Source organism: Paucidesulfovibrio gracilis DSM 16080 (assembly GCF_900167125.1).
Lineage (GTDB): Bacteria > Desulfobacterota > Desulfovibrionia > Desulfovibrionales > Desulfovibrionaceae > Paucidesulfovibrio > Paucidesulfovibrio gracilis.
This window is the reverse complement of record NZ_FUYC01000002.1, coordinates 404,770-423,105: the sequence shown is the minus strand read 5'-3', so window position 1 is coordinate 423,105 and position 18,336 is coordinate 404,770. Positions and strand designations below refer to the sequence as shown.

Below are 18,336 nucleotides of genomic sequence, written 5' to 3'. Positions count from 1 at the left end.
CACATTGGAGCCGGAACGGGGCGCGGCAGCCCTGCCCGCATCAACGGGGCGTTGTTCCGCAATGGGCGGGCCAAGCGTGGTATCCACATCCACATGGGATGCTCGCACTCCCCTGCCGCCCGGGCCGTCTTCCAAACGCAGACGACGCGCCTGATACTCCGGCGTGTTCACATTGGCGAGATTACCGGACGTGACCTCCACGGCCTTTCCCAGCGCGGACAGGGCTTGAATGGATTCCTGGGTCATGACTGCCCCCTTCATCCCACAATATAAACACCGTTCGCAGCTTCGTCCAGGCAACGGTCCGATGCCGAATTATGTCATGGATTTCCCAGGGATCAGTCGCGCAGATCCCGCTCAATAATAGCGTATGCGCTGTGGGCATGAATGGATTCCTGGCTTTCCACCGAAGCCCGGAACCAGGAGACTTTGGGATGTTCGGACAAACCACGCGCCACAGAGCGGACCACGTCTTCCACAAAGGCGGGATTGGCAAACGCACTCTCGGTCACGTATTTTTCATCCGCACGCTTGAGCAGCGTATACACGGGCGAAGACCCGGCGGATTCACAAATTTCAATCAAATCCTCCAGCCAGAGCAGCCCGGTAAACCGGGCCAATACCCGCACGATAGCCCGCTGACTGTGGGCGCCCTGCTCACTGATGGCCAGGGAACAAGGACAGACCGTCATGACCGGCACCTCCACCCCAAGGGTGAAAACGAGTTCCCCGTCCTCATATTCCCCCACCAGCGAACAATCGTAGCCCATCATGCTCTTGCCGCCGCTGGCCGGGGCGCTGCGATGCAGAAAAAAGGGAAACCGCAATTCCGCATAGGCGCGGCGGGCGTTCAACCGCTCCGTGATGTTCGCCAAAAGGCGCTTGAACGAAGCATAATCCAACTCCTCGGACCACCCTTCAAGCGCCTCCACAAAGCGGCTCATGTGCGTACCCTTGAAATGCGCTGGCAGATCCACGGAAAGGTCCACGCTGGCCACAGTGTGTTGGGAACCCTGCACCCGGTCGCGCACCAGGAGCGGCAAGCGAATATCCTTTACCCCCACACGATCAATGGGCATGGCGATGCTGGCCCTGCCGTTCTGCACGTCCTCCATGCCCGCCTTGGCGTCGGCTGGGCGGACGTGATCCGCGCCCCTTTGCGTCTTGCTCAAAACAATCCTTTTCCTGTCGTGGTCAAGTTGAGGTTACCGTGCTTCACACCCTTGGTGGAAATAAGCCGTTGCCCAAGATGTTTAATAATCTCGGCATCACCCCGCAATACCAGCACTTCCAGACAGTTGTAATGATCCAGATGACAATGAAGAGAAGAGAGGACCACGTCGTGCGCCTCGTGTTGAATTTCCGTAAGCCGCTGGGCCAGACCGCTTTGATGATGATCATACACCATGGTCAGTGTTCCGGCCACCTCGCCCTCGGCTTCCTCCCACTCCCGCTGCACCAGGGTGTTGCGGATCAGGTCGCGAATGGCCTCGGACCGGGTTTGGTAACTTTTTTCCCGGCACAGGGAATCAAATTTTTCAAGCAGATCGGAATCCAACGATACGCCGAATCGGATGGTTTTTCCCATTCTCAGTCTCTCCTTTCGAACATGCTGCCGTTTCCGAATCAGTCAATATAAACCGTTGCAACGGGTTTCCGGCATCACATGGAATAGTTGCCCTTCCCTCTGCATTCCACACATCACGGCCGCGTTCCGGTAGCACCGGAAGAAACAGCCAAGCCGTCCGCTGTGGCTCCGCGCCGCACCCTCCAAAGGCGTACGGTCTGATTCTGCCCGCCCAGGGCGACCTTTTCCCTGAGCACGATGTCACATTGCCAGCCCCGATGCCGCAGCCGATCCCACACAGGCCGGGATACGGTCCGTTCCGGCTCACCGAGCCAGATTTCTCCCCGGGGAGTAAGACAATGTTCAAACAGCGCCTCCAGCGGCTCGAAAAAGCGTTTTTCATAGAGCACGTCCCCACCCCAGATGAAATCAAAGGCTTGCCGGGCTAACGCCGGGAAACGCCAATCCATGATCGTCCAAAGAGGTGACGGCACGTTGTTCAACCGGGCGTTGGCATGGGCGAACCGCACGGCGCGGGGTTCATAATCGAACGCCACGACACGGGCACCAAGCCGGGATCCCACCAGAGCGGAAATTCCCAACCCGCACCCAACGTCCAGGCAAATCCGTCCCTGGATGCGGTGTTGTTCCTGCTGCAACTTTTCACAAACCAGCAGGCTGGCGGGCCAAACCTCGGCCCAATACGGCAGACGTTCATCCTCGCCGAACGCCTCCTGGTCCATTTCGGCCCACAGGGACTCCATGTCGCCCGTACGCTCCAAAAGCCAGTCACGCCCGGCGGCACGCACCTTGAGCCTTTCCACATTTTGGGATAAATATTCCTTCTGCGCCTGCTCCTCCTGCCCAGGCAGGAAAGCACGTGCGCCGCACCCCTCATGCGAAACCTTTTCCTTTCGCTTTTCCACGTCCGAGTCTTACCGCCTTGTAGTGGCATTGGCAAGCCGAACCGCACATCAAAACCGCTATTCGAAACGGTTTTCGTGCCACTTCTGTTCGGCGGGCATACGAAAACAGACCGCTCCAGGACGGTCTGTTTCAGCCCGATCAAACATCGGATGATTTCAATGTCGGAAGAAAGCCGACGAGGTCACTCCCCAAGGTAAGCCTTACGGATGTCCGGATTGTCGAGCAATGCGGCCGCGTCGTCAGCCATGACCACATCCCCCGTCTCCAACACATAGCCCCGGTTGGAAGCCTGGAGCGCCAGGTTGGCGTTTTGCTCCACCAGAAGAATGGTCACGCCTTGTTCCTTGTTGATGGTCTGCACAATGTCGAAAATCTGCTGGACAATGAGCGGAGCCAGCCCCAGGGAAGGTTCGTCCAGCAGCAGTAGCCGTGGGCGGCTCATGAGCGCCCGGCCAATGGCCAACATCTGCTGTTCGCCGCCGGAAAGCGTACCACCGGCCTGATTGCGCCGCTCACGCAAACGGGGGAAATAGTCGTAGACCATTTCCGTATCCTCGCGGATACGCCGCTTGCTGCGTCGAAAAAAAGCGCCCATATCCAAATTTTCCGCAACACTGAGCCGGGGGAAGATGCGCCGTCCTTCCGGCACCTGGCACAAGCCCATCCGCGGCAACTTATCCGCGTTGATCCTGGTGATATCCCGCCCTTGATACCAGACGGTCCCTTGACTGGCGCGAACAATGCCGCAAATGGTCATCAGCGTGGTGGACTTGCCCGCGCCGTTGGCTCCAATAATGGAAACGACCTCCCCTTCCCGCACGGAAAGGGAAATACCCTTAAGCGCCTGAATCCGTCCGTAATGTGCGGCCACTTCCTTGAGTTCAAGAATGGTTTCCCCGGCCATGCCTATTCTTCCTCCTCTCCACGTTTGCCCATGCGCTTGGCCGGAATCAGGCCCGCGGGTCGGACCAGCATCATGAATGTCATGGCGCCGCCAAAGGCGAGCATGCGGTACATCTGGAATTCACGGAACACCTCGGGCAGTGCGATGATGGCGAACGCGCCAAGGATAATGCCGGGGATGGATCCCATGCCGCCGAGCACCACGATGGAAAGCACCAATGCCGACTCAAGAAAGGTGAAGCTCTCCGGGGCGACAAACCCCATGCGCGCCGCAAAGAACGCGCCGGCCAGCCCGCCGAATACCGCGCCCATGGCATAGGCCATCAGCTTGAAGGCAAAGGTGTTCACCCCCATGAGTTCGGCCGCGGTCTCATCCTCGCGAATGGCCTCCCAGGCCCGCCCGATACGGGAGAAATTCAAACGGTTCACCGCGATGATAACCACAATGGCCATGAAAAAGACCACGTAATACAGATCGCCCAGACTGCGAAGCGCCAGCTGCTCGATATGGAAGCCCCCCTCGAACACGGGCATGGGAATGGTCAACGGTTTGGCCATGACACCATTGGGTCCGTTGGTCAGACTCATCCAGTTGTTGAGGATGATCCGCACGATTTCCCCGAATCCCAACGTGACAATGGCCAGATAATCCCCGCGCATGCGCAGGGTGGGATACCCGATGATGCAGCCCGCGATCATGGCGAAGAATCCGGCCACGGGCAGCGCCAGCCAAAAACATACCCCGTAGTGCAGGGAGAGCAGCGCGTAGGTATAGGCGCCCACGCCGTAAAACGCGATAAACCCGAGGTCCAGCAAGCCGCACAGACCGATGACGATGTTCAGCCCCAGCCCCAGACAGATGTAAACGAGCACCTGGATAAGGATGTCGTGTACCCGGCGCTCCGTAAACTGGGGAATAAAAAAGAATACGGCGGCGATGAGCAGGAACCAGACCCAGGTGGGAACCCGGCTCAAGCGGCACCCAACGACCTCACGCCCGGACTCCAGCATCTGAAAGGGTTTGTTCAGCCAGCCCGCCTGTTTGATCTGGTAGAGGACGAAAATGATGGTGATCACCACGGCGATGGGGGACCAGGCCGCAAAACTACGCCAAAAGCCGAGCGTGCCGTCGGGCCGGATGTCCAACAACGGCCATAGCAGGGCAAACAACCAGACCAGGGCCACCAAAAAGTAGAGAAGCTGTTTCCTAAACCCTTGTGTCATCAACATTCTCTCCCATGATGCCGGTGGGTCGGAAGTACAGAACCGCAATGAGGATGATGAAGGCGCACACGTCCTTATATTCTCCGCCATACGGGATGTACGCTGCGGCCATGATCTCCACCATGCCGATGATGAAGCCGCCGAGCATGGCGCCGGTGATGTTGCCGATGCCGCCCAGCACAGCCGCGGCAAAGGCTTTGATTCCCGGCACGAACCCCATTTCAAAACGCACCGAGCCATAATAGAAGCCCACCATGATGCCTGCGGCCGCGGCAAGCCCCGCGCCGATGGCAAAGGTCAGGCTGATGACCCGGTTGGAGTTGATGCCCACCAGGGCGGACATGACCTTGTCCTGCGCTGTAGCGCGCATAGCCCGGCCCACGCGGGTCTTGAAAACCAAAAAGTTCAACGCCACGAGCAGTCCGGCAGTAAGCGCCAGGATGAGAATCTGCATGTAATTTACGATGACCCCGCCCACCTCGAACGGTGCGCCGAAAATCCCCCCGGGGTAAGCTTTGTCGTACACGCCCTGGGTAAGCATGAGGGCGTTCTGCAAAAAGATGGACATGCCCAGCGCCGAAAGCAACACGGACAGTCGGGAAGAATGACGCAACGGCTTATAGGCCACTTTTTCGACGGCCATGGCCAGCATGGCGCAATACACCATGGACAGCACAAGGGAAAACCCAATGCACAGCCAGGGGTGGGTGTCCATGTATCCGGCTCCCGCCATGTAACTGAGCAGGATCACGCCCATATAACCGCCTGCGGCGAAGAACTCGCCATGCGCGAAGTTAATGAGCTGAATGATGCCGTAGACCATGGTGTATCCCAAGGCGATGAGGGCATACAGTCCGCCGAGTGTCAGGCCGTTCAGCATCTGCTGGGCGAAGAAGGTGAATGCATTATCCATAGGAACTCGCAGATCAGGGAGCCCGAAGGCTCCCTGTGGTTCGTCGTTGTTTATTTCAGACTAGAAAGGCTCGCCGGTACGCGGATTCCAGAAGGGTACGAGCTTCCCTTCCATCACCTTGAAGACCACATAGTCAGAACCGGAATCTCCATTGGGCTGGAACTTCACTCGCTTGGAGGCGCCCTGGAAGTCCAGTTCCAGCATGGCGGCACGCACCTTGGCCGGATCAGTGGAACCGGCGGCGCGGATGGCATTGAACAGACACATGGCCGAGTCATATGCATAGGCGGAGTAGGCACCGACCTTGCCGTACTCGGCATTGGCTTCCTGGAAGACCTTATAGGTGTCCGTGGTGGTATCGGTATACCCGAAGGTCAGGCAGGCACCTTCGGCCGCTTCCTTGGCGATTTCAATAAGCTGCGGATGGAAAACCGCATCCTGGCCCATGCACTGGGCTTCGATGCCCATACGCTTGGCCTGCAGGAGCATGAGCGCCCCCGTAGCCGAGTTCTGGAGCGAAATGTAGAACACGTCCGGATTGGCCTGACGCACCTTGGTAAGCACCGCGGAATAGTCCTTGTCGCCCTGGTTTACGTGATCGTGAGCCAGCACCTCAATGCCGACCTTTTCGCAATTCATGGCCACTTCATCGGCCAAGCCCTGGGAGTAGGTCGTCTTGTCATCAACGATGAAGATGGTTTTGGCTTCCAGATAATCGGTCATGAACTTGACCGCGGCGGGAGCCTGGTGGTCGTCACGCCCGCAGATGCGGAACATATGCTGCAGGCCGCGCTCCGTGACCTTGGGGCTGGTGGAGCCGGGAGTGACGGTGAAGATGCCTTCCGGATCCAGAGTCGCCGAGGCCGGAATGGTGGAGCTGGAGCAGTACGCCCCCACAACGCCGACCACTTCCTCGGAAATGAGCTTGTTGGCGGCGGCCACGGCCTGTTTAGGATCGCAGGCGGTGTCCTCGGCGAAGAGGACGATATCGCTGAAGCCTTCAAGTCCGCCCTGGGCCTTGATCACGTCGATGGCCGCCCGCACGCCGTTGGCGATGTCGTTGCCGTCGGCAGAGTACGGTCCGGTCAGGGGGCTGATGGAGCCGATTTTGAGCACGGGCAGGGCTTCTTCGGCCTGACCAGCGGAAGCGGCCTCGTCAGCCTTTTTTTCCTCGCCGCCGCAGCCTGCCAGCAGCAGACCCAGCAGCAGAACACCGAGGAACGCCATAAGCGAAAACCGTTTCATCAGTACTACCTCCTCATGATTGATTATTGGCCGAGATAGGCCTCAATGACCTTGGGATCACGCTGCACCTCTTCGGGCCGCCCCTTGGCAATGAGCTGTCCATAGTCCATGACCACCACGCGGTGACACACACCCATAACAACCTTCATGTCGTGTTCCACCAGCAGGACATTGATGCCCTGCGCGGCGATACGCTCAATGACGCGCATGAGTTCCGCGCTTTCCACGGGGTTCAGCCCGGCAGCGGGTTCATCCAACAAAATTGTTTGGGGGTGGGACGCCAACGCCCGGGCGATCTCCAGGTGGCGCTGACGGCCATACGGAAGATTGCGCGCGGCTTCGTCCGCCTTGTCCTCCATGCCCATGAAACGCAACGCTTCCATGGCGCGCTCATGGGTCCGGCTTTCCTCGCGACGCTGCGCCGGGGTGCGGAACACCGCTCCAAGCACGCTGCCCGCCGTCCGGCAGTGCTGGGCAACCATGCAGTTCTCCACCGCGGTCATGGCGGTGAAGAGCCGGATGTTCTGGAAGGTTCGGGCAATGCCCGCCTTTAAAATCTGGTGGGGTCGCTTTCCGAGCAGGCTTCTCCCGTCATAGGAGACCCGGCCCGAAGAAGGCCGATACACGCCGGTGATGACGTTGAATATGGTTGTTTTGCCCGCCCCGTTGGGACCGATAAGGCCGAGAATCTCGCCGCCGCCGAGTTCAAAAGAGACCTTGGACAATGCCTGCACGCCGCCGAAATGGATGCTTACGTCGTCGAGTTTGAGAGTAGCCATAGTGTTTGTTGTATAAACACAATCGAGAAACATTCCAAGCATTTTTTTGGAAAACAGTGAGTTGTTTCGAATTTTGGTCTTGACTTTGCTATTTTTTTAGAATTAAATTCTGTTCATTGCTTAATTCTCCGAACTTTCGACGATCCAAAGCCTTTTTGCACGAACTTTACATTATTGAAAATTAAACATAGGCTGAATTTTATTCTCCATAGACAAGGCAAAAAAGAATGATCGACAACGCGAACAAAAAAATCTTGAACATTCTCCAGAAAAATGCCCGCACCACTAATGCCGACATAGCCCGTCAGATCGGCAAGGCTCCGTCCGCCATCCTGGAACGCATCCGAAAGCTGGAAGCGAACGGCGTTATTCAAGGTTATGAGGCCCGAGTGGCCCCCCTCGCCGCAGGGCTGGGACTCACTTCCTTTACCCTGGTCAGCGTGGAAGAAGAAGTGGGATCCACCTCCACCGGGGAACTGCTCGCCTCCATCCCCGGCGTTCTCGAAGTCCACTACTGCGCCGGGCAGGATTCCTATCTTGTCAAAATTCGGGTGCAGGACACGGAACGCCTGGCTGAAATGCTCGCCAAAATCGGGCGCATCCCCACCGTAAAGAACACCAAGTCGACCATCGTGCTCCGCACGGTCAAGGAAAGCAGCAATCTGCCCATCGACGAAGAATAACCCAACCACACAGGAGGTCCGCACATGAACCGATCCGCTCAGGAAACCAGCATCAGGGACACCGGCAGAGCATTTTTCGAAAGCATCCGGGGAGAAGCGCCCTCGGTCTTTAACAAAGGATTCTGGACCGGCAAGGTCATGGATTGGGCCATGAAGAATGAGGACTTCAAAGTCCAGCTCTTCCGCTTTGTGGACGTGCTGCCCTACCTGAACACCACGGACAACCTCACCCGGCACATCGAGGAATATTTCAGCGGAGAGGATGCGGAAATTCCGTCCGTCCTCAAATGGGGTGCCGGGAAATCCACCGGCATCATCGGTAACCTGGCCGGCAAGGTCATGGGCAAGGCCATCCGCTCCAACATCGAAGGAATGGCCCGGCAATTCATCGTGGGCCAAAACACAAAAGAAGCCCTCAAGGGCATGAAAAAACTTCGCAAGGACGGATTCGCCTTCACGGTGGATCTGCTGGGCGAAGCAACGGTATCCGAAGAAGAATCCGAAGCGTACATGAACGGCTATCTGGAGCTGCTGGATGCCGTGGCCGGTGAGCAAGCCTCCTGGGCCGCCCTGGGCGGAAACGGCGACCTGGACTGGGGATATGCCCCCAAGGTCAACGTGTCCGTAAAACCCTCGGCCCTCTATTCCCAGTCCAAACCCGTGGATGTGGAAGGCTCGGTCCAGGGCATACTGGCCCGGCTCAAACCCATCTACCGCAAAGTCCGGGAGATGAATGGCTTCCTGTGCATCGACATGGAAGCCCTCAAATACAAGGAAATGACCCTGGAGTTGTTCAAGCGGCTGCGCGAGGATCCCGAATTCGTGGACTATCCGCACCTCTCCATCGTGCTCCAGGCCTACCTGAAGGACACGGACAAAGATCTGGATGAACTGATCGCCTGGGTACGGGAAAAGAACCTGCCCATCGGCATCCGGCTGGTCAAGGGCGCCTACTGGGACGAGGAAACCGTCATTGCCCTGCAAAGCGGCTGGCCCGTACCCGTGTGGACCAACAAGGCCGAATCGGACATGTCCTATGAACGCAACTCCAAAAAAATTCTGGAAAACAGCGACCTGATTTACTTCCAATGTGGTTCCCACAACGTGCGCACCATCAGCTATGTCTTTGAAACCGCCAAAGCACTGGACGTCCCCGAAGACCGCTACGAATTTCAGGTTCTCTACGGCATGGCGGAACCCGTCCGCAAAGGTCTGCAAAACGTTGCCAAGCGCGTGCGCCTGTACTGCCCCTACGGAGAATTGATCCCGGGCATGGCCTACCTGGTCCGGCGGCTGCTGGAAAATACGGCCAATGAATCCTTCCTTCGTCAGTCCTTTGCCGAAGGCGAAGAAGTGGACCGGCTCATGGAAAATCCCGAGGAAACGCTCAAACGGGAACTGGCCGCGAAATGCGCTCCCGAGGAAACGGACAGCAAAGGTCTGGACGCTCCCTTCCGCAATGATGAACTCATTGACTTCACCATTCCGGGCAACCGCCACGCCTTCCCCGAGGCCATCGCTACGGTGCGCGCCGCCAAGGGCAAAACATACCCCTTGTGCATCGGCGGCAAGGACGTGGAAACCGAAAAATTCATCCAATCGAGCAACCCAGCGGATCCCGATGAAGTGCTGGGCCGCATCTGCCAGGCCGGGCAGGGGGAAATAGATCAGGCCATCGCGGCTGCGGAATCGGCCCTCCCCGCCTGGCGGGACACCGAACCCAGGGAACGTGCCGAAGTGATCCTGCGGGCCGCCGCCATCATGCGTAGACGCCAGTTCGAGCTTTCCGCCTGGCAGGTACTGGAAGTCGGCAAGCAGTGGGATCAGGCCTTCCACGACGTGGGCGAGGCCATCGACTTCATGGAATATTACGCCCGCGACATGGTTCGCCTGGGCAAGCCGCGCCGCATGGGACGCGCACCCGGCGAACACAACCAGCTCTTTTATCAGGCCAAGGGCATTGCCGCGGTCATCTCTCCGTGGAACTTCCCCCTGGCCATTTCAACGGGCATGGTTTCCGCCAACATCGTGGTGGGCAACCCCGTGATCTACAAACCCTCCAACCTCGCTCCCATCATCGGCTACGGGTTGGTGGAAATCTTCCGCGAAGCAGGGCTGCCCGACGGCGTGTTCAACTACTGCCCCGGCTCCAGCCGCGACATGGGCGATTACCTCGTGGAACACCCCAAGGTGGCGGTGATCTCCTTCACCGGTTCCGAGGCCGTGGGCCTGCGAATTCAGGAAAAGGCGGCCAAGGTGCAGCCCGGTCAGACCCATTGTAAACGCGTGGTGGCGGAGATGGGCGGCAAAAACGCCATCATCGTGGACGACGACGCGGATCTTGATCTGGCCGTACTCCACATCCTCTATTCCGCATTCGGCTTCCAGGGACAAAAATGCTCGGCCTGCTCCCGGGTCATCGTTGTGGAGGACATTTACGACCGCTTCATCGAACGGCTCACCAAAGCGGCGGAATGCATCAAAATCGGTCCGTCCGAAGACCCCGCCAACTACATGGGTCCGGTGGTGGACGCCTCCGCCCAACAGAAAATACTGGAATACATTGATTTGGCGGCCAAGGAAGGCACCATCCTGGTCAAACGAAGCGTGCCGGAAAAAGGCTGCTATGTACCGTTGACCATTGTCACGGACATTGAACCGCAACATCGCATCGCGCAGGAAGAAATCTTCGGGCCGGTGCTGGCAGTCATGCGCGCCAAGGACTTTGACCAGGCCATTGATTGGGCCAACGCCACACGCTTCGCGCTCACAGGCGGCGTATTCTCCCGCAGCCCCAAACATCTGGACCAGGCGCGCCGCGAGTTCCGAGTGGGCAACCTCTACCTGAACAGGAACAATACCGGTGCGTTGGTGGAACGCCAACCCTTTGGCGGATTCAAGATGTCCGGCGTCGGCTCCAAAACCGGTGGCCCGGATTATCTGATCCAGCTCATGGACCCGCGATGCGTTACGGAAAACACCATGCGCCGCGGCTTCACGCCCATTGAGGAAGGCGAAATGTGGGTCTAGCCCGACGCTGATCCCAAACCGGCGGCCATCCGCCGATATCAATAAAAACGCCCGGCCGGTAATCCGACCGGGCGTTTTTCAGGCCAAGACATGACTCCGGCATCGACACCACCCAACACTGAAACGCTATGCAGAATGCAGCAGCACAACCGCGACAGAAGGAAACGTCAAGCTCTGGCGGCCCCCATACGTTGCAGAATCAATCCCGCCACAATCAAAGCCAGTCCTACAAATGTTGACGGAAAAATTTCTTCCCCCAACAAAAAATGAATGAACACTAAGGAAAGGAACGGGGCCAGAAAAATCAGATTGCCCACCTTGGCCGTGGTTTCCGAAAGACGCAGTGCCGTGAGCCAGAGCACAAACGAAATGCCCATCTCAAAAGCGCCAATATACGCGGCCCATACCAATCCGCCCGAATCCCGCACCACTATTCCATCGGTACACACACACCACAAGGTCACCAACGGCAAACTCGCCACAAAGCAGGTAAACAGTGCAGCCACAGGTTCCCTGTCCTCTTTGGTGTTGCCGATCCAATACAGCGACCATACCACCGTGGACAGCAGGGCCAGGCCCACGCCGAGAGGGTTGGTGAATTCCATTGTAAAGGGATTGCCGCGCGTGGAGATGACCACCACCCCGCTATAGCTTACCAGGGCGGCCAGCATGTCATGACGGGAGACCCGTTGCCCCAGAAGAGGAATGGACAACAGCGTCAGAGTAATGGCCCATGTGTAATTTAACGGCTGGGCCTCCTGGGCGGGAAGCAACGTATAGGTCTCGAACAAAATAAGATAATATAAAAACGGACTGAGGACACCCAAAAGCAGGGACCGCAGCCATTCACGGGGCGTACAGCGCAGGGCGTCGGTCAGCCGTCCCTGAAGCGCCAAAAGCCCACCCAGCAACAACGTGGAAAACACGCTGGAGTACCATAGCAGCTGGACAGGTTCCATGGCCCGCAGTCCCAGTTTGAATGCTGTGGCCACTGTGGACCAAAGCAGCACCGTCACCAGGCCGTAGGCGTACGCTTTGTGTTGTTGTTTCATGATTCCTCCGGGCGGCAATCTACGCCATCCCGATGACAGCGCAAGCCGAATTTTCACGTTCCTCAATGCGGGTACCCGCCCGCATCTCAATGGGAGAAACCTGTTTTCATTATTGTTGCTTTTTGGTAACAGAAGAAGACTTAAGCGCCATTGGAGCGCGAACAAAGCACTACGGGGTAACGCTCAGGATGGGCGTGCCCCCTGTTTTATGGATTGGAGAGGCTTTTTTTCACATTCTCTTGGAGGTTAGGAGATGAAACGTTTGATCCTGGTCCTCGCTCTGGCGTTCGGCCTGCTTATCGCAGGTTGCGGCGGCGAGGAAAAAAAGGCTGAAGAAACCAAGGCGCCCGAACAGGCTGCCGAGCAGACCGCGGAACAGGCTGCCGAGCCAGCCGCCGAAACCGAAGCCAAAGTGCTGCGCGTGGCCATGGCCGCCGACCCGGTTTCCCTGGACCCCCATGTCCAGCTTTCCGGCGGTATGCTGCAGTATTCCCACATGGTCTTTGATCCGCTGGTCCGCTGGGCCCAGGACGGCTCCATCGAGCCTCGCCTCGCCTACAAGTGGGAACAGATCGATGATACCACCATGCGCTTCTTCCTGCATGAAGGCGTCAAGTTCCACTCCGGCAACGATTTCACCGCCAAGGACGTGGTCTGGACTCTGGACCGTCTGAAGAAGTCCCAGGACTTCAAGGGACTGTTCGAGCCGTTTGAAAAGGCCGTGGCCGTGGATGACTACACCGTGGACATCATGACCAAGGAGCCTTACGGCCTGCTGCTCTCCATGGCGACCTACATCTTCCCCATGGACAGCGAATTTTACACCGGCACCGACGAAAAGGGCCAGCCCAAGGATGCCATCGTCAAGACCGACTACTCCTTTGCCAACGTAAACGAGTCCGGCACCGGTCCCTTCACTGTGGTCAAGCGTGAACAGGGTGTGCGTACCGAGTTCGCCCGCTTCGCTGACTACTGGGACGAGAACACCGGCAACGTGGACGAGATCGTCCTGACCCCGATCCCCAATGACGCCTCCCGCGTGGCCGCCCTGCTCTCCGGCGACGTGGACTTCGTCATGCCCGTTCCTCCCCAGGATCTGGAGCGCGTCGAAAGCAGCGACAACCTGCAGCTCATCATCATGGGCGGTTCCCGCGTCATCACCCTGCAGATGAACGGTGAGCGCAACCCGGCTCTGGCCGACCGCAAGGTCCGTCAGGCCATCGTTTACGCCGTGAACAACCAGGGCATCGTGGATACCATCATGAAGGGCTTCGCCACCGTGGCTTCCCAGCAGGCGCCCGAAGGCTTCGCCGGCTACGTTGCCGAGCTGACGCCCCGCTACGACCTGGAAAAAGCCAAGCAGCTCATGGCCGAGTCCAACTACCCGGACGGCTTCGAGTGCACCATGATCGCCCCGAACAACCGGTACGTGAAGGACGAAAAGATCGCCGAGGCCGTGGTTTCCATGCTCTCCAAGATCGGCATCAAGGTCAGCCTGAAGACCATGCCCAAGGCCCAGTACTGGGATGAGTTCGACGCCCAGGTGGCCGACATCCAGATGATCGGCTGGCACCCCGACACCGAGGACTCCGCCAACTACACCGAGTTCCTGCTCATGTGCCGCAACCTGGAAACCGGCTACGGCCAGTACAACTCCGGTTCCTACTGCAACCCGGAAGTGGACGCCCTGATCCTCGCCTCGCAGACCGAAACGGACCTTGCCAAACGGAGCGAAATGTTGCAGGACGTCGAACGACTCCTGTACGAAGATGCCGCGTTTGTACCCCTGCACTGGCAGAACCTGTCCTGGGCTTCCAAAAAGGGTATGAATACCGCGGAGATCGTCAACGTCCAAAACTTCCCCTACTTCGGAGACCTCGTCCTCGAGTAAGCGGAACCTTTGGCAAGACACCCAAACGATAACAGCAAGGGGGACCATTTCGGTCCCCCTTCATGGCAAAAGCGACGGAAAAAATGGTAGCGTTTATCATCAGGCGTATTCTTCAGGGAATGATGGTCATGGTCATCATCGCCCTGATCGGATTCGCCATCAAACAAAGCTTCGGCGATCCGGTTCGCGAAATCACCGGTATTTCGGTTTCTGCCGAGGAGCGCGAAGCACTGCGTGAGGAACTCGGCCTGAACGACCCCTTCATGGTCCAGTTCGGACGGTTTCTCTACGACGCAGCCCACGGTGACCTCGGGCAGTCCTTCTTCTACAAAAAGCCCGCCATGGAAGTCATCATCTCCAAGGCTCCGGCCACATTGGAACTTGTTTTCTGCAGCGCCATTCTCATCGTGCTGCTCTCAGTGCCGCTCGGCATCTACTGTGCGATACGACCCAAACACTTATTCGCAAAATTCGTCATGGGCGCATCAACGGTTGGTGTCTCCATCCCGGTCTTCCTGACCGCCATCATGCTTATCTACATCTTTTCCATCGAGCTGCACTGGCTCCCCTCCTTCGGACGCGGAGAAACCGTCAACCTCGGCGGCTGGCAGACCGGCCTGCTCACCTGGGACGGAATCAAACACCTGATCATGCCCACCGTGGCCCTCTCTTCCATCATGCTGCCGCTGTTCATCCGCCTGATCCGCTCCGAGATGATGGAAGTGTTGGAAAACGAATACATCAAGTACGCCTGGGCCAAGGGACTTCCCCCGCTGCGCGTCTGGATCGTGCATGCCTTTCGCAACACCCTGCTTCCGGTCATCACCGTAGGCGGCGTGCAGCTCGGCATCATGATCGCCTTCACCATCCTCACGGAAACGGTTTTTTCCTGGCAGGGCATGGGATCCATGTTCATCCAGGCCGTGGAACGCGCCGACTCCTCGCTCATGGTGGCCTATCTCGTGGTCGTGGGCTTCATCTTCGTCGTCGTGAATACCATCGTCGACATCATTTACGGTCTGGTAAACCCAACCGTGCGCATCACGGGGAGGAAATAACATGCAGACCAGAAGCAGATGGCGCCGATTCCGCGAGTCCTACTTCCTGCACGACTTCCTGCATGACAAAATTGCTGTTACCAGCTTCGTCGTGTTCGCAATCCTGCTGATTCTCGGATTGGGCGCACCTCTTTTCTCCTCGTCCAACCCTTATGATCCTTCAACCTACGATCTGCTCAACGCAGAACAGGCTCCCGCCTTCATGGAAGAGGGGCAAAATCAATTCCCGCTGGGAACCGACGCCCAGGGCCGCGACATGTATTCCACCATGCTCTACGGCATGCGCGTGTCCTTGATCATCGGATTCGGGGCCGTGGCCATGCAGGCCATCATCGGCATCGTGGTGGGACTTATGTCCGGATACTTCGGCGGCCGCATTGATTCGGCGCTCATGCGCCTAGCGGATGTGCAGCTCTCCTTTTCCTCGTATATGGTTGCCATCTTCATATCCGCCATCTTCCAAGCCGCCTTTGGCGTGGCCATGTATGAAAAAATAGCCATTCCACTTCTGATTCTCGTGATCGGCTTCGCAGAGTGGCCACAGTACGCCCGAACCGTGCGCGCCTCGGTCCTGGCGGAAAAGAAAAAAGAATACGTGGAGGCCGCACGCGTTATCGGCCTTTCCAAACGGCGCATCATGTTCCGGCACATCCTGCCCAATACGCTCTCCCCCGTGTTCGTCATCTCCACCATCCAGGTGGCCAACGCGATCATGAGCGAAGCGGCCCTCTCCTTCGTGGGCCTGGGCATGCCCGTGACCATGCCGTCCCTCGGCTCACTCATCAACGTGGGCTTCGAATACATCTTCAGCGGCTCGTGGTGGATCACGCTCTTCCCCGGAATCGTGCTCGTTGTGCTGGTGCTGGTCATCAACCTGCTTGGCGACTGGCTCCGCGACTACCTGAACCCCAAACTCTACAAGGGGTAACCCATGCAGCCGTTGCTTCAAGTTCAAAACCTCTGCGTGGAGTTTGCCATGCGCAACCAAGTCCTGCGGGCATTGCGCGATGTAAGCTTCACGGTCGGCAAAGGCGAACGCGTCGGACTCGTGGGTGAATCCGGCGCTGGGAAGACCCTCACCGGCTTTTCCATCCTGAATCTGATCAGCAAACCCGGATACATCTCCGGCGGATCCATCCTTTTTGAAGGAAACGACCTCGCCGATCTGACCATTGAACAGATCCGCGACATCCGGGGCAACCGCATCTCCATGATCTTCCAGGATCCCATGATGACCCTCAACCCAGTGCTGACCATCCGCACCCAGATGGTGGAAACCATTCTCGCGCACAAAAACGTCAGCGAAAAGCAGGCCGAGGAAATCGCCCTGGACAAACTGCGCCGGGTCTACATTCCATCGCCGGAAAAACGCCTGAATCAATACCCCCACGAATTTTCCGGGGGCATGCGCCAGCGTATCGTCATCGCCATTTCCCTGCTCACGGACCCGGGGCTGATCATCGCGGATGAACCGACCACGGCCCTGGACGTGACCATTCAGGCCGAAATCATGGACCTGCTTTTGGAATTGTGCCGGGACGATGACATGGGGCTTTTGCTGATTACCCACGACCTGGCCGTCGTCAGCGAAGTGACCCAAAAAATCGCGGTCATGTACGCGGGGCGCATCGTGGAAATGGGCGAAACCCGCAGCGTGGTGGACTCTCCCGAGCACCCCTACACCAAGGGACTCATCGCAGCACTTCCCCAAAGCTGTGAAAAAGGGCAACGCCTGCTCCAAATTCCGGGCATCATGCCGTCCCTGGCGAATCTGCCTTCGGGCTGTTCCTTCCACCCCCGGTGCGAACTCTGCCAGGACATCTGCAAGCACGAAGTGCCCGTGCTCGAAACCAAGGCCTCCGGACGACAGGTGGCCTGCTTCATGGTGAAATGACATGGCTGAACACACCGACACCACCCCCCTGCTGCAAGTCAGGGACGTAACCAAACACTTTGATATCTCCGGCGGTCTGCTGGACCAACTGCAATGGTCGAAAGGCAAAATCAAGCGGGTTCGTACCGTGGTCAAAGCCGTCAACGGCGTGACCTTCCGCATCCTTCCCGGTGAAACGCTCTCCGTGGTCGGCGAATCCGGCTGCGGCAAGTCCACTCTGGGACGGGCCGTAATGCGCATCCACCGGCCCACCTCGGGCGAGGTAATCTACCGCGGCACCCGTGTGGACAATCTGTCCAGTCACGATATCAAACCCTATCGCCGCAAAATGCAGATGGTCTTCCAGGATCCATACGCCTCCCTGAATCCGCGCATGACGGTTCGACAGATTCTTGAGGAGCCTGTTCGCTTCCACAATCCGGGCATGAGCCGGGATGAAGTGAAGGATCACGTCTTCCAGACGCTGGAACAAGTCGGCCTGGATCCGGACTGGAACAACCAGTTCCCGCACGAATTCTCGGGTGGCCAGCGCCAGCGCATCTCCATTGCCCGCGCCCTGGTCCTCGACCCGGAATTCATCGTTGCCGACGAACCCATCGCCGCGCTGGACGTTTCCATCCAGGCACAGATTCTGAACCTGCTTATGGACATGCAGGAAAAACGGAACTTGACCTATCTGTTCATCAGCCACGACCTTTCCGTGGTGGAACACATCTCCACCCGTGTGGCCGTAATGTACCTCGGCCACCTCTGCGAAGTGGCACCCGTCAAGGAAATCTTCAATAACCCGAGACATCCGTATACCCAGGCACTGCTTTCGGCCATCCCCCGACTGGGGGGGGAAAAGCAGGCGCACATCCGGTTGGGCGGCGACGTACCCACCCCCATCAACCTGCCTTCGGGCTGTGTTTTTCATGGCCGTTGCCGCTTCGCCAACGAGCGGTGTCGCCGGGAAATGCCGCCCATTGTGGAGCACTCCTCCGGGGGACGCGTGGCGTGCCACGCCGTGGAAGAAAAACGTATCTAACACGTCATTCTTCTTCCAATGCAAACAAAAGGCGATCCTTCCCGGGATCGCCTTTTGTTGTGTACGCAGCGGCAGAATGCCGTCAGCCTGTGAATAAACACCGTTACGCCGCACTCAGGCCCGGCATTGCATTGTTCCAGCCC

The 18,336-nt window shown here is 58.0% G+C and carries 17 protein-coding genes; 7 read left to right on the top strand and 10 right to left on the bottom strand.

What is annotated here, in order from left to right; all coding sequences use genetic code 11:
• The 9 genes from B5D49_RS04255 to B5D49_RS04215 form a co-directional block, all read right to left on the bottom strand.
• Positions 1 to 246: flagellar basal body protein (locus tag B5D49_RS04255; RefSeq protein WP_234990617.1), on the bottom strand; the 246-nt coding region annotated here is incomplete at its 3' end.
• Between the two features lie 92 nt (positions 247 to 338).
• The gene (folE2, locus tag B5D49_RS04250) at positions 339 to 1,115 is read right to left on the bottom strand and encodes a GTP cyclohydrolase FolE2 (RefSeq protein ID WP_078716434.1); all 777 of its coding nucleotides are present in this window, start codon (positions 1,113 to 1,115) and stop codon (positions 339 to 341) included.
• Positions 1,116 to 1,168: 53 nt separating this feature from the next.
• Positions 1,169 to 1,588, bottom strand: coding sequence for a nickel-responsive transcriptional regulator NikR (nikR, locus tag B5D49_RS04245; protein WP_078716398.1), 420 nt, complete (start codon positions 1,586 to 1,588; stop codon positions 1,169 to 1,171).
• Between the two features lie 113 nt (positions 1,589 to 1,701).
• Positions 1,702 to 2,493: a class I SAM-dependent methyltransferase gene (locus tag B5D49_RS04240; RefSeq protein WP_234990616.1), complete on the bottom strand. Its 792-nt coding sequence runs from the start codon at positions 2,491 to 2,493 to the stop codon at positions 1,702 to 1,704.
• A 182-nt stretch (positions 2,494 to 2,675) separates the two neighbouring features.
• Positions 2,676 to 3,398: an ABC transporter ATP-binding protein gene (locus B5D49_RS04235; protein WP_078716397.1), complete on the bottom strand. Its 723-nt coding sequence runs from the start codon at positions 3,396 to 3,398 to the stop codon at positions 2,676 to 2,678.
• A gap of 2 nt (positions 3,399 to 3,400) precedes the next feature.
• The gene (locus B5D49_RS04230; protein WP_078716396.1) at positions 3,401 to 4,621 is read right to left on the bottom strand and encodes an ABC transporter permease subunit; all 1,221 of its coding nucleotides are present in this window, start codon (positions 4,619 to 4,621) and stop codon (positions 3,401 to 3,403) included.
• A complete protein-coding gene (locus tag B5D49_RS04225) occupies positions 4,605 to 5,534 on the bottom strand; it encodes a branched-chain amino acid ABC transporter permease (protein WP_078716395.1) in 930 nt (309 codons plus the stop codon). Before B5D49_RS04225 ends, B5D49_RS04230 begins: the two co-directional genes overlap by 17 nt.
• A 60-nt stretch (positions 5,535 to 5,594) precedes the next feature.
• Positions 5,595 to 6,779 (bottom strand): branched-chain amino acid ABC transporter substrate-binding protein, encoded by a 1,185-nt coding sequence (locus B5D49_RS04220; RefSeq protein WP_200806765.1) that lies wholly within the window; start codon positions 6,777 to 6,779, stop codon positions 5,595 to 5,597.
• A gap of 23 nt (positions 6,780 to 6,802) precedes the next feature.
• A complete protein-coding gene (locus B5D49_RS04215; RefSeq protein ID WP_078716394.1) occupies positions 6,803 to 7,558 on the bottom strand; it encodes an ABC transporter ATP-binding protein in 756 nt (251 codons plus the stop codon).
• A gap of 227 nt (positions 7,559 to 7,785) precedes the next feature.
• Between B5D49_RS04215 and B5D49_RS04210 the strand changes: the two genes are divergently transcribed.
• Together B5D49_RS04210 and pruA are read left to right on the top strand one after the other, a co-directional pair.
• Complete coding sequence (locus B5D49_RS04210; RefSeq protein ID WP_078716393.1) at positions 7,786 to 8,241, top strand: Lrp/AsnC family transcriptional regulator; 456 nt, start codon at positions 7,786 to 7,788, stop codon at positions 8,239 to 8,241.
• A gap of 24 nt (positions 8,242 to 8,265) precedes the next feature.
• Positions 8,266 to 11,271, top strand: a complete 3,006-nt coding sequence (pruA, locus tag B5D49_RS04205; protein ID WP_078716392.1) for an L-glutamate gamma-semialdehyde dehydrogenase — start codon at positions 8,266 to 8,268, stop codon at positions 11,269 to 11,271.
• Between the two features lie 167 nt (positions 11,272 to 11,438).
• Here pruA and B5D49_RS04200 read toward each other — a convergent pair whose 3' ends face one another.
• A complete protein-coding gene (locus B5D49_RS04200) occupies positions 11,439 to 12,323 on the bottom strand; it encodes a DMT family transporter (RefSeq protein ID WP_078716391.1) in 885 nt (294 codons plus the stop codon).
• Between the two features lie 253 nt (positions 12,324 to 12,576).
• Here B5D49_RS04200 and B5D49_RS04195 point away from each other — a divergent pair, with 253 nt between their 5' ends.
• The 5 genes from B5D49_RS04195 to B5D49_RS04175 all read left to right on the top strand — a co-directional run bounded on the left by B5D49_RS04195 (position 12,577) and on the right by B5D49_RS04175 (position 18,193).
• The gene (locus B5D49_RS04195) at positions 12,577 to 14,214 is read left to right on the top strand and encodes an ABC transporter substrate-binding protein (RefSeq protein ID WP_078716390.1); all 1,638 of its coding nucleotides are present in this window, start codon (positions 12,577 to 12,579) and stop codon (positions 14,212 to 14,214) included.
• Positions 14,215 to 14,297: 83 nt separating this feature from the next.
• Positions 14,298 to 15,272: an ABC transporter permease gene (locus B5D49_RS04190; RefSeq protein WP_078716431.1), complete on the top strand. Its 975-nt coding sequence runs from the start codon at positions 14,298 to 14,300 to the stop codon at positions 15,270 to 15,272.
• Position 15,273: 1 nt separating this feature from the next.
• Positions 15,274 to 16,200: an ABC transporter permease gene (locus B5D49_RS04185; RefSeq protein ID WP_078716389.1), complete on the top strand. Its 927-nt coding sequence runs from the start codon at positions 15,274 to 15,276 to the stop codon at positions 16,198 to 16,200.
• Positions 16,201 to 16,203: 3 nt separating this feature from the next.
• Entirely contained in the window at positions 16,204 to 17,166 is a 963-nt protein-coding gene (locus tag B5D49_RS04180; RefSeq protein ID WP_078716388.1) for an ABC transporter ATP-binding protein, read from the top strand.
• A gap of 1 nt (position 17,167) precedes the next feature.
• Entirely contained in the window at positions 17,168 to 18,193 is a 1,026-nt protein-coding gene (locus B5D49_RS04175; protein WP_078716387.1) for an ABC transporter ATP-binding protein, read from the top strand.
• The last annotated feature ends 143 nt before the right edge of the window (positions 18,194 to 18,336 follow it).

Coding starts and splice junctions, on each gene's coding strand:
- folE2 (WP_078716434.1), bottom strand. CDS start 1,115: ATGGAGGACGTGCAGAACGGCAGGGCCAGCATCGCCATGCCCATTGAT.
- nikR (WP_078716398.1), bottom strand. CDS start 1,588: ATGGGAAAAACCATCCGATTCGGCGTATCGTTGGATTCCGATCTGCTT.
- B5D49_RS04235 (WP_078716397.1), bottom strand. CDS start 3,398: ATGGCCGGGGAAACCATTCTTGAACTCAAGGAAGTGGCCGCACATTAC.
- B5D49_RS04230 (WP_078716396.1), bottom strand. CDS start 4,621: ATGACACAAGGGTTTAGGAAACAGCTTCTCTACTTTTTGGTGGCCCTG.
- B5D49_RS04225 (WP_078716395.1), bottom strand. CDS start 5,534: ATGGATAATGCATTCACCTTCTTCGCCCAGCAGATGCTGAACGGCCTG.
- B5D49_RS04220 (WP_200806765.1), bottom strand. CDS start 6,779: ATGAAACGGTTTTCGCTTATGGCGTTCCTCGGTGTTCTGCTGCTGGGT.
- B5D49_RS04215 (WP_078716394.1), bottom strand. CDS start 7,558: ATGGCTACTCTCAAACTCGACGACGTAAGCATCCATTTCGGCGGCGTG.
- B5D49_RS04210 (WP_078716393.1), top strand. CDS start 7,786: ATGATCGACAACGCGAACAAAAAAATCTTGAACATTCTCCAGAAAAAT.
- pruA (WP_078716392.1), top strand. CDS start 8,266: ATGAACCGATCCGCTCAGGAAACCAGCATCAGGGACACCGGCAGAGCA.
- B5D49_RS04200 (WP_078716391.1), bottom strand. CDS start 12,323: ATGAAACAACAACACAAAGCGTACGCCTACGGCCTGGTGACGGTGCTG.
- B5D49_RS04195 (WP_078716390.1), top strand. CDS start 12,577: ATGAAACGTTTGATCCTGGTCCTCGCTCTGGCGTTCGGCCTGCTTATC.
- B5D49_RS04190 (WP_078716431.1), top strand. CDS start 14,298: ATGGTAGCGTTTATCATCAGGCGTATTCTTCAGGGAATGATGGTCATG.
- B5D49_RS04185 (WP_078716389.1), top strand. CDS start 15,274: ATGCAGACCAGAAGCAGATGGCGCCGATTCCGCGAGTCCTACTTCCTG.
- B5D49_RS04180 (WP_078716388.1), top strand. CDS start 16,204: ATGCAGCCGTTGCTTCAAGTTCAAAACCTCTGCGTGGAGTTTGCCATG.
- B5D49_RS04175 (WP_078716387.1), top strand. CDS start 17,168: ATGGCTGAACACACCGACACCACCCCCCTGCTGCAAGTCAGGGACGTA.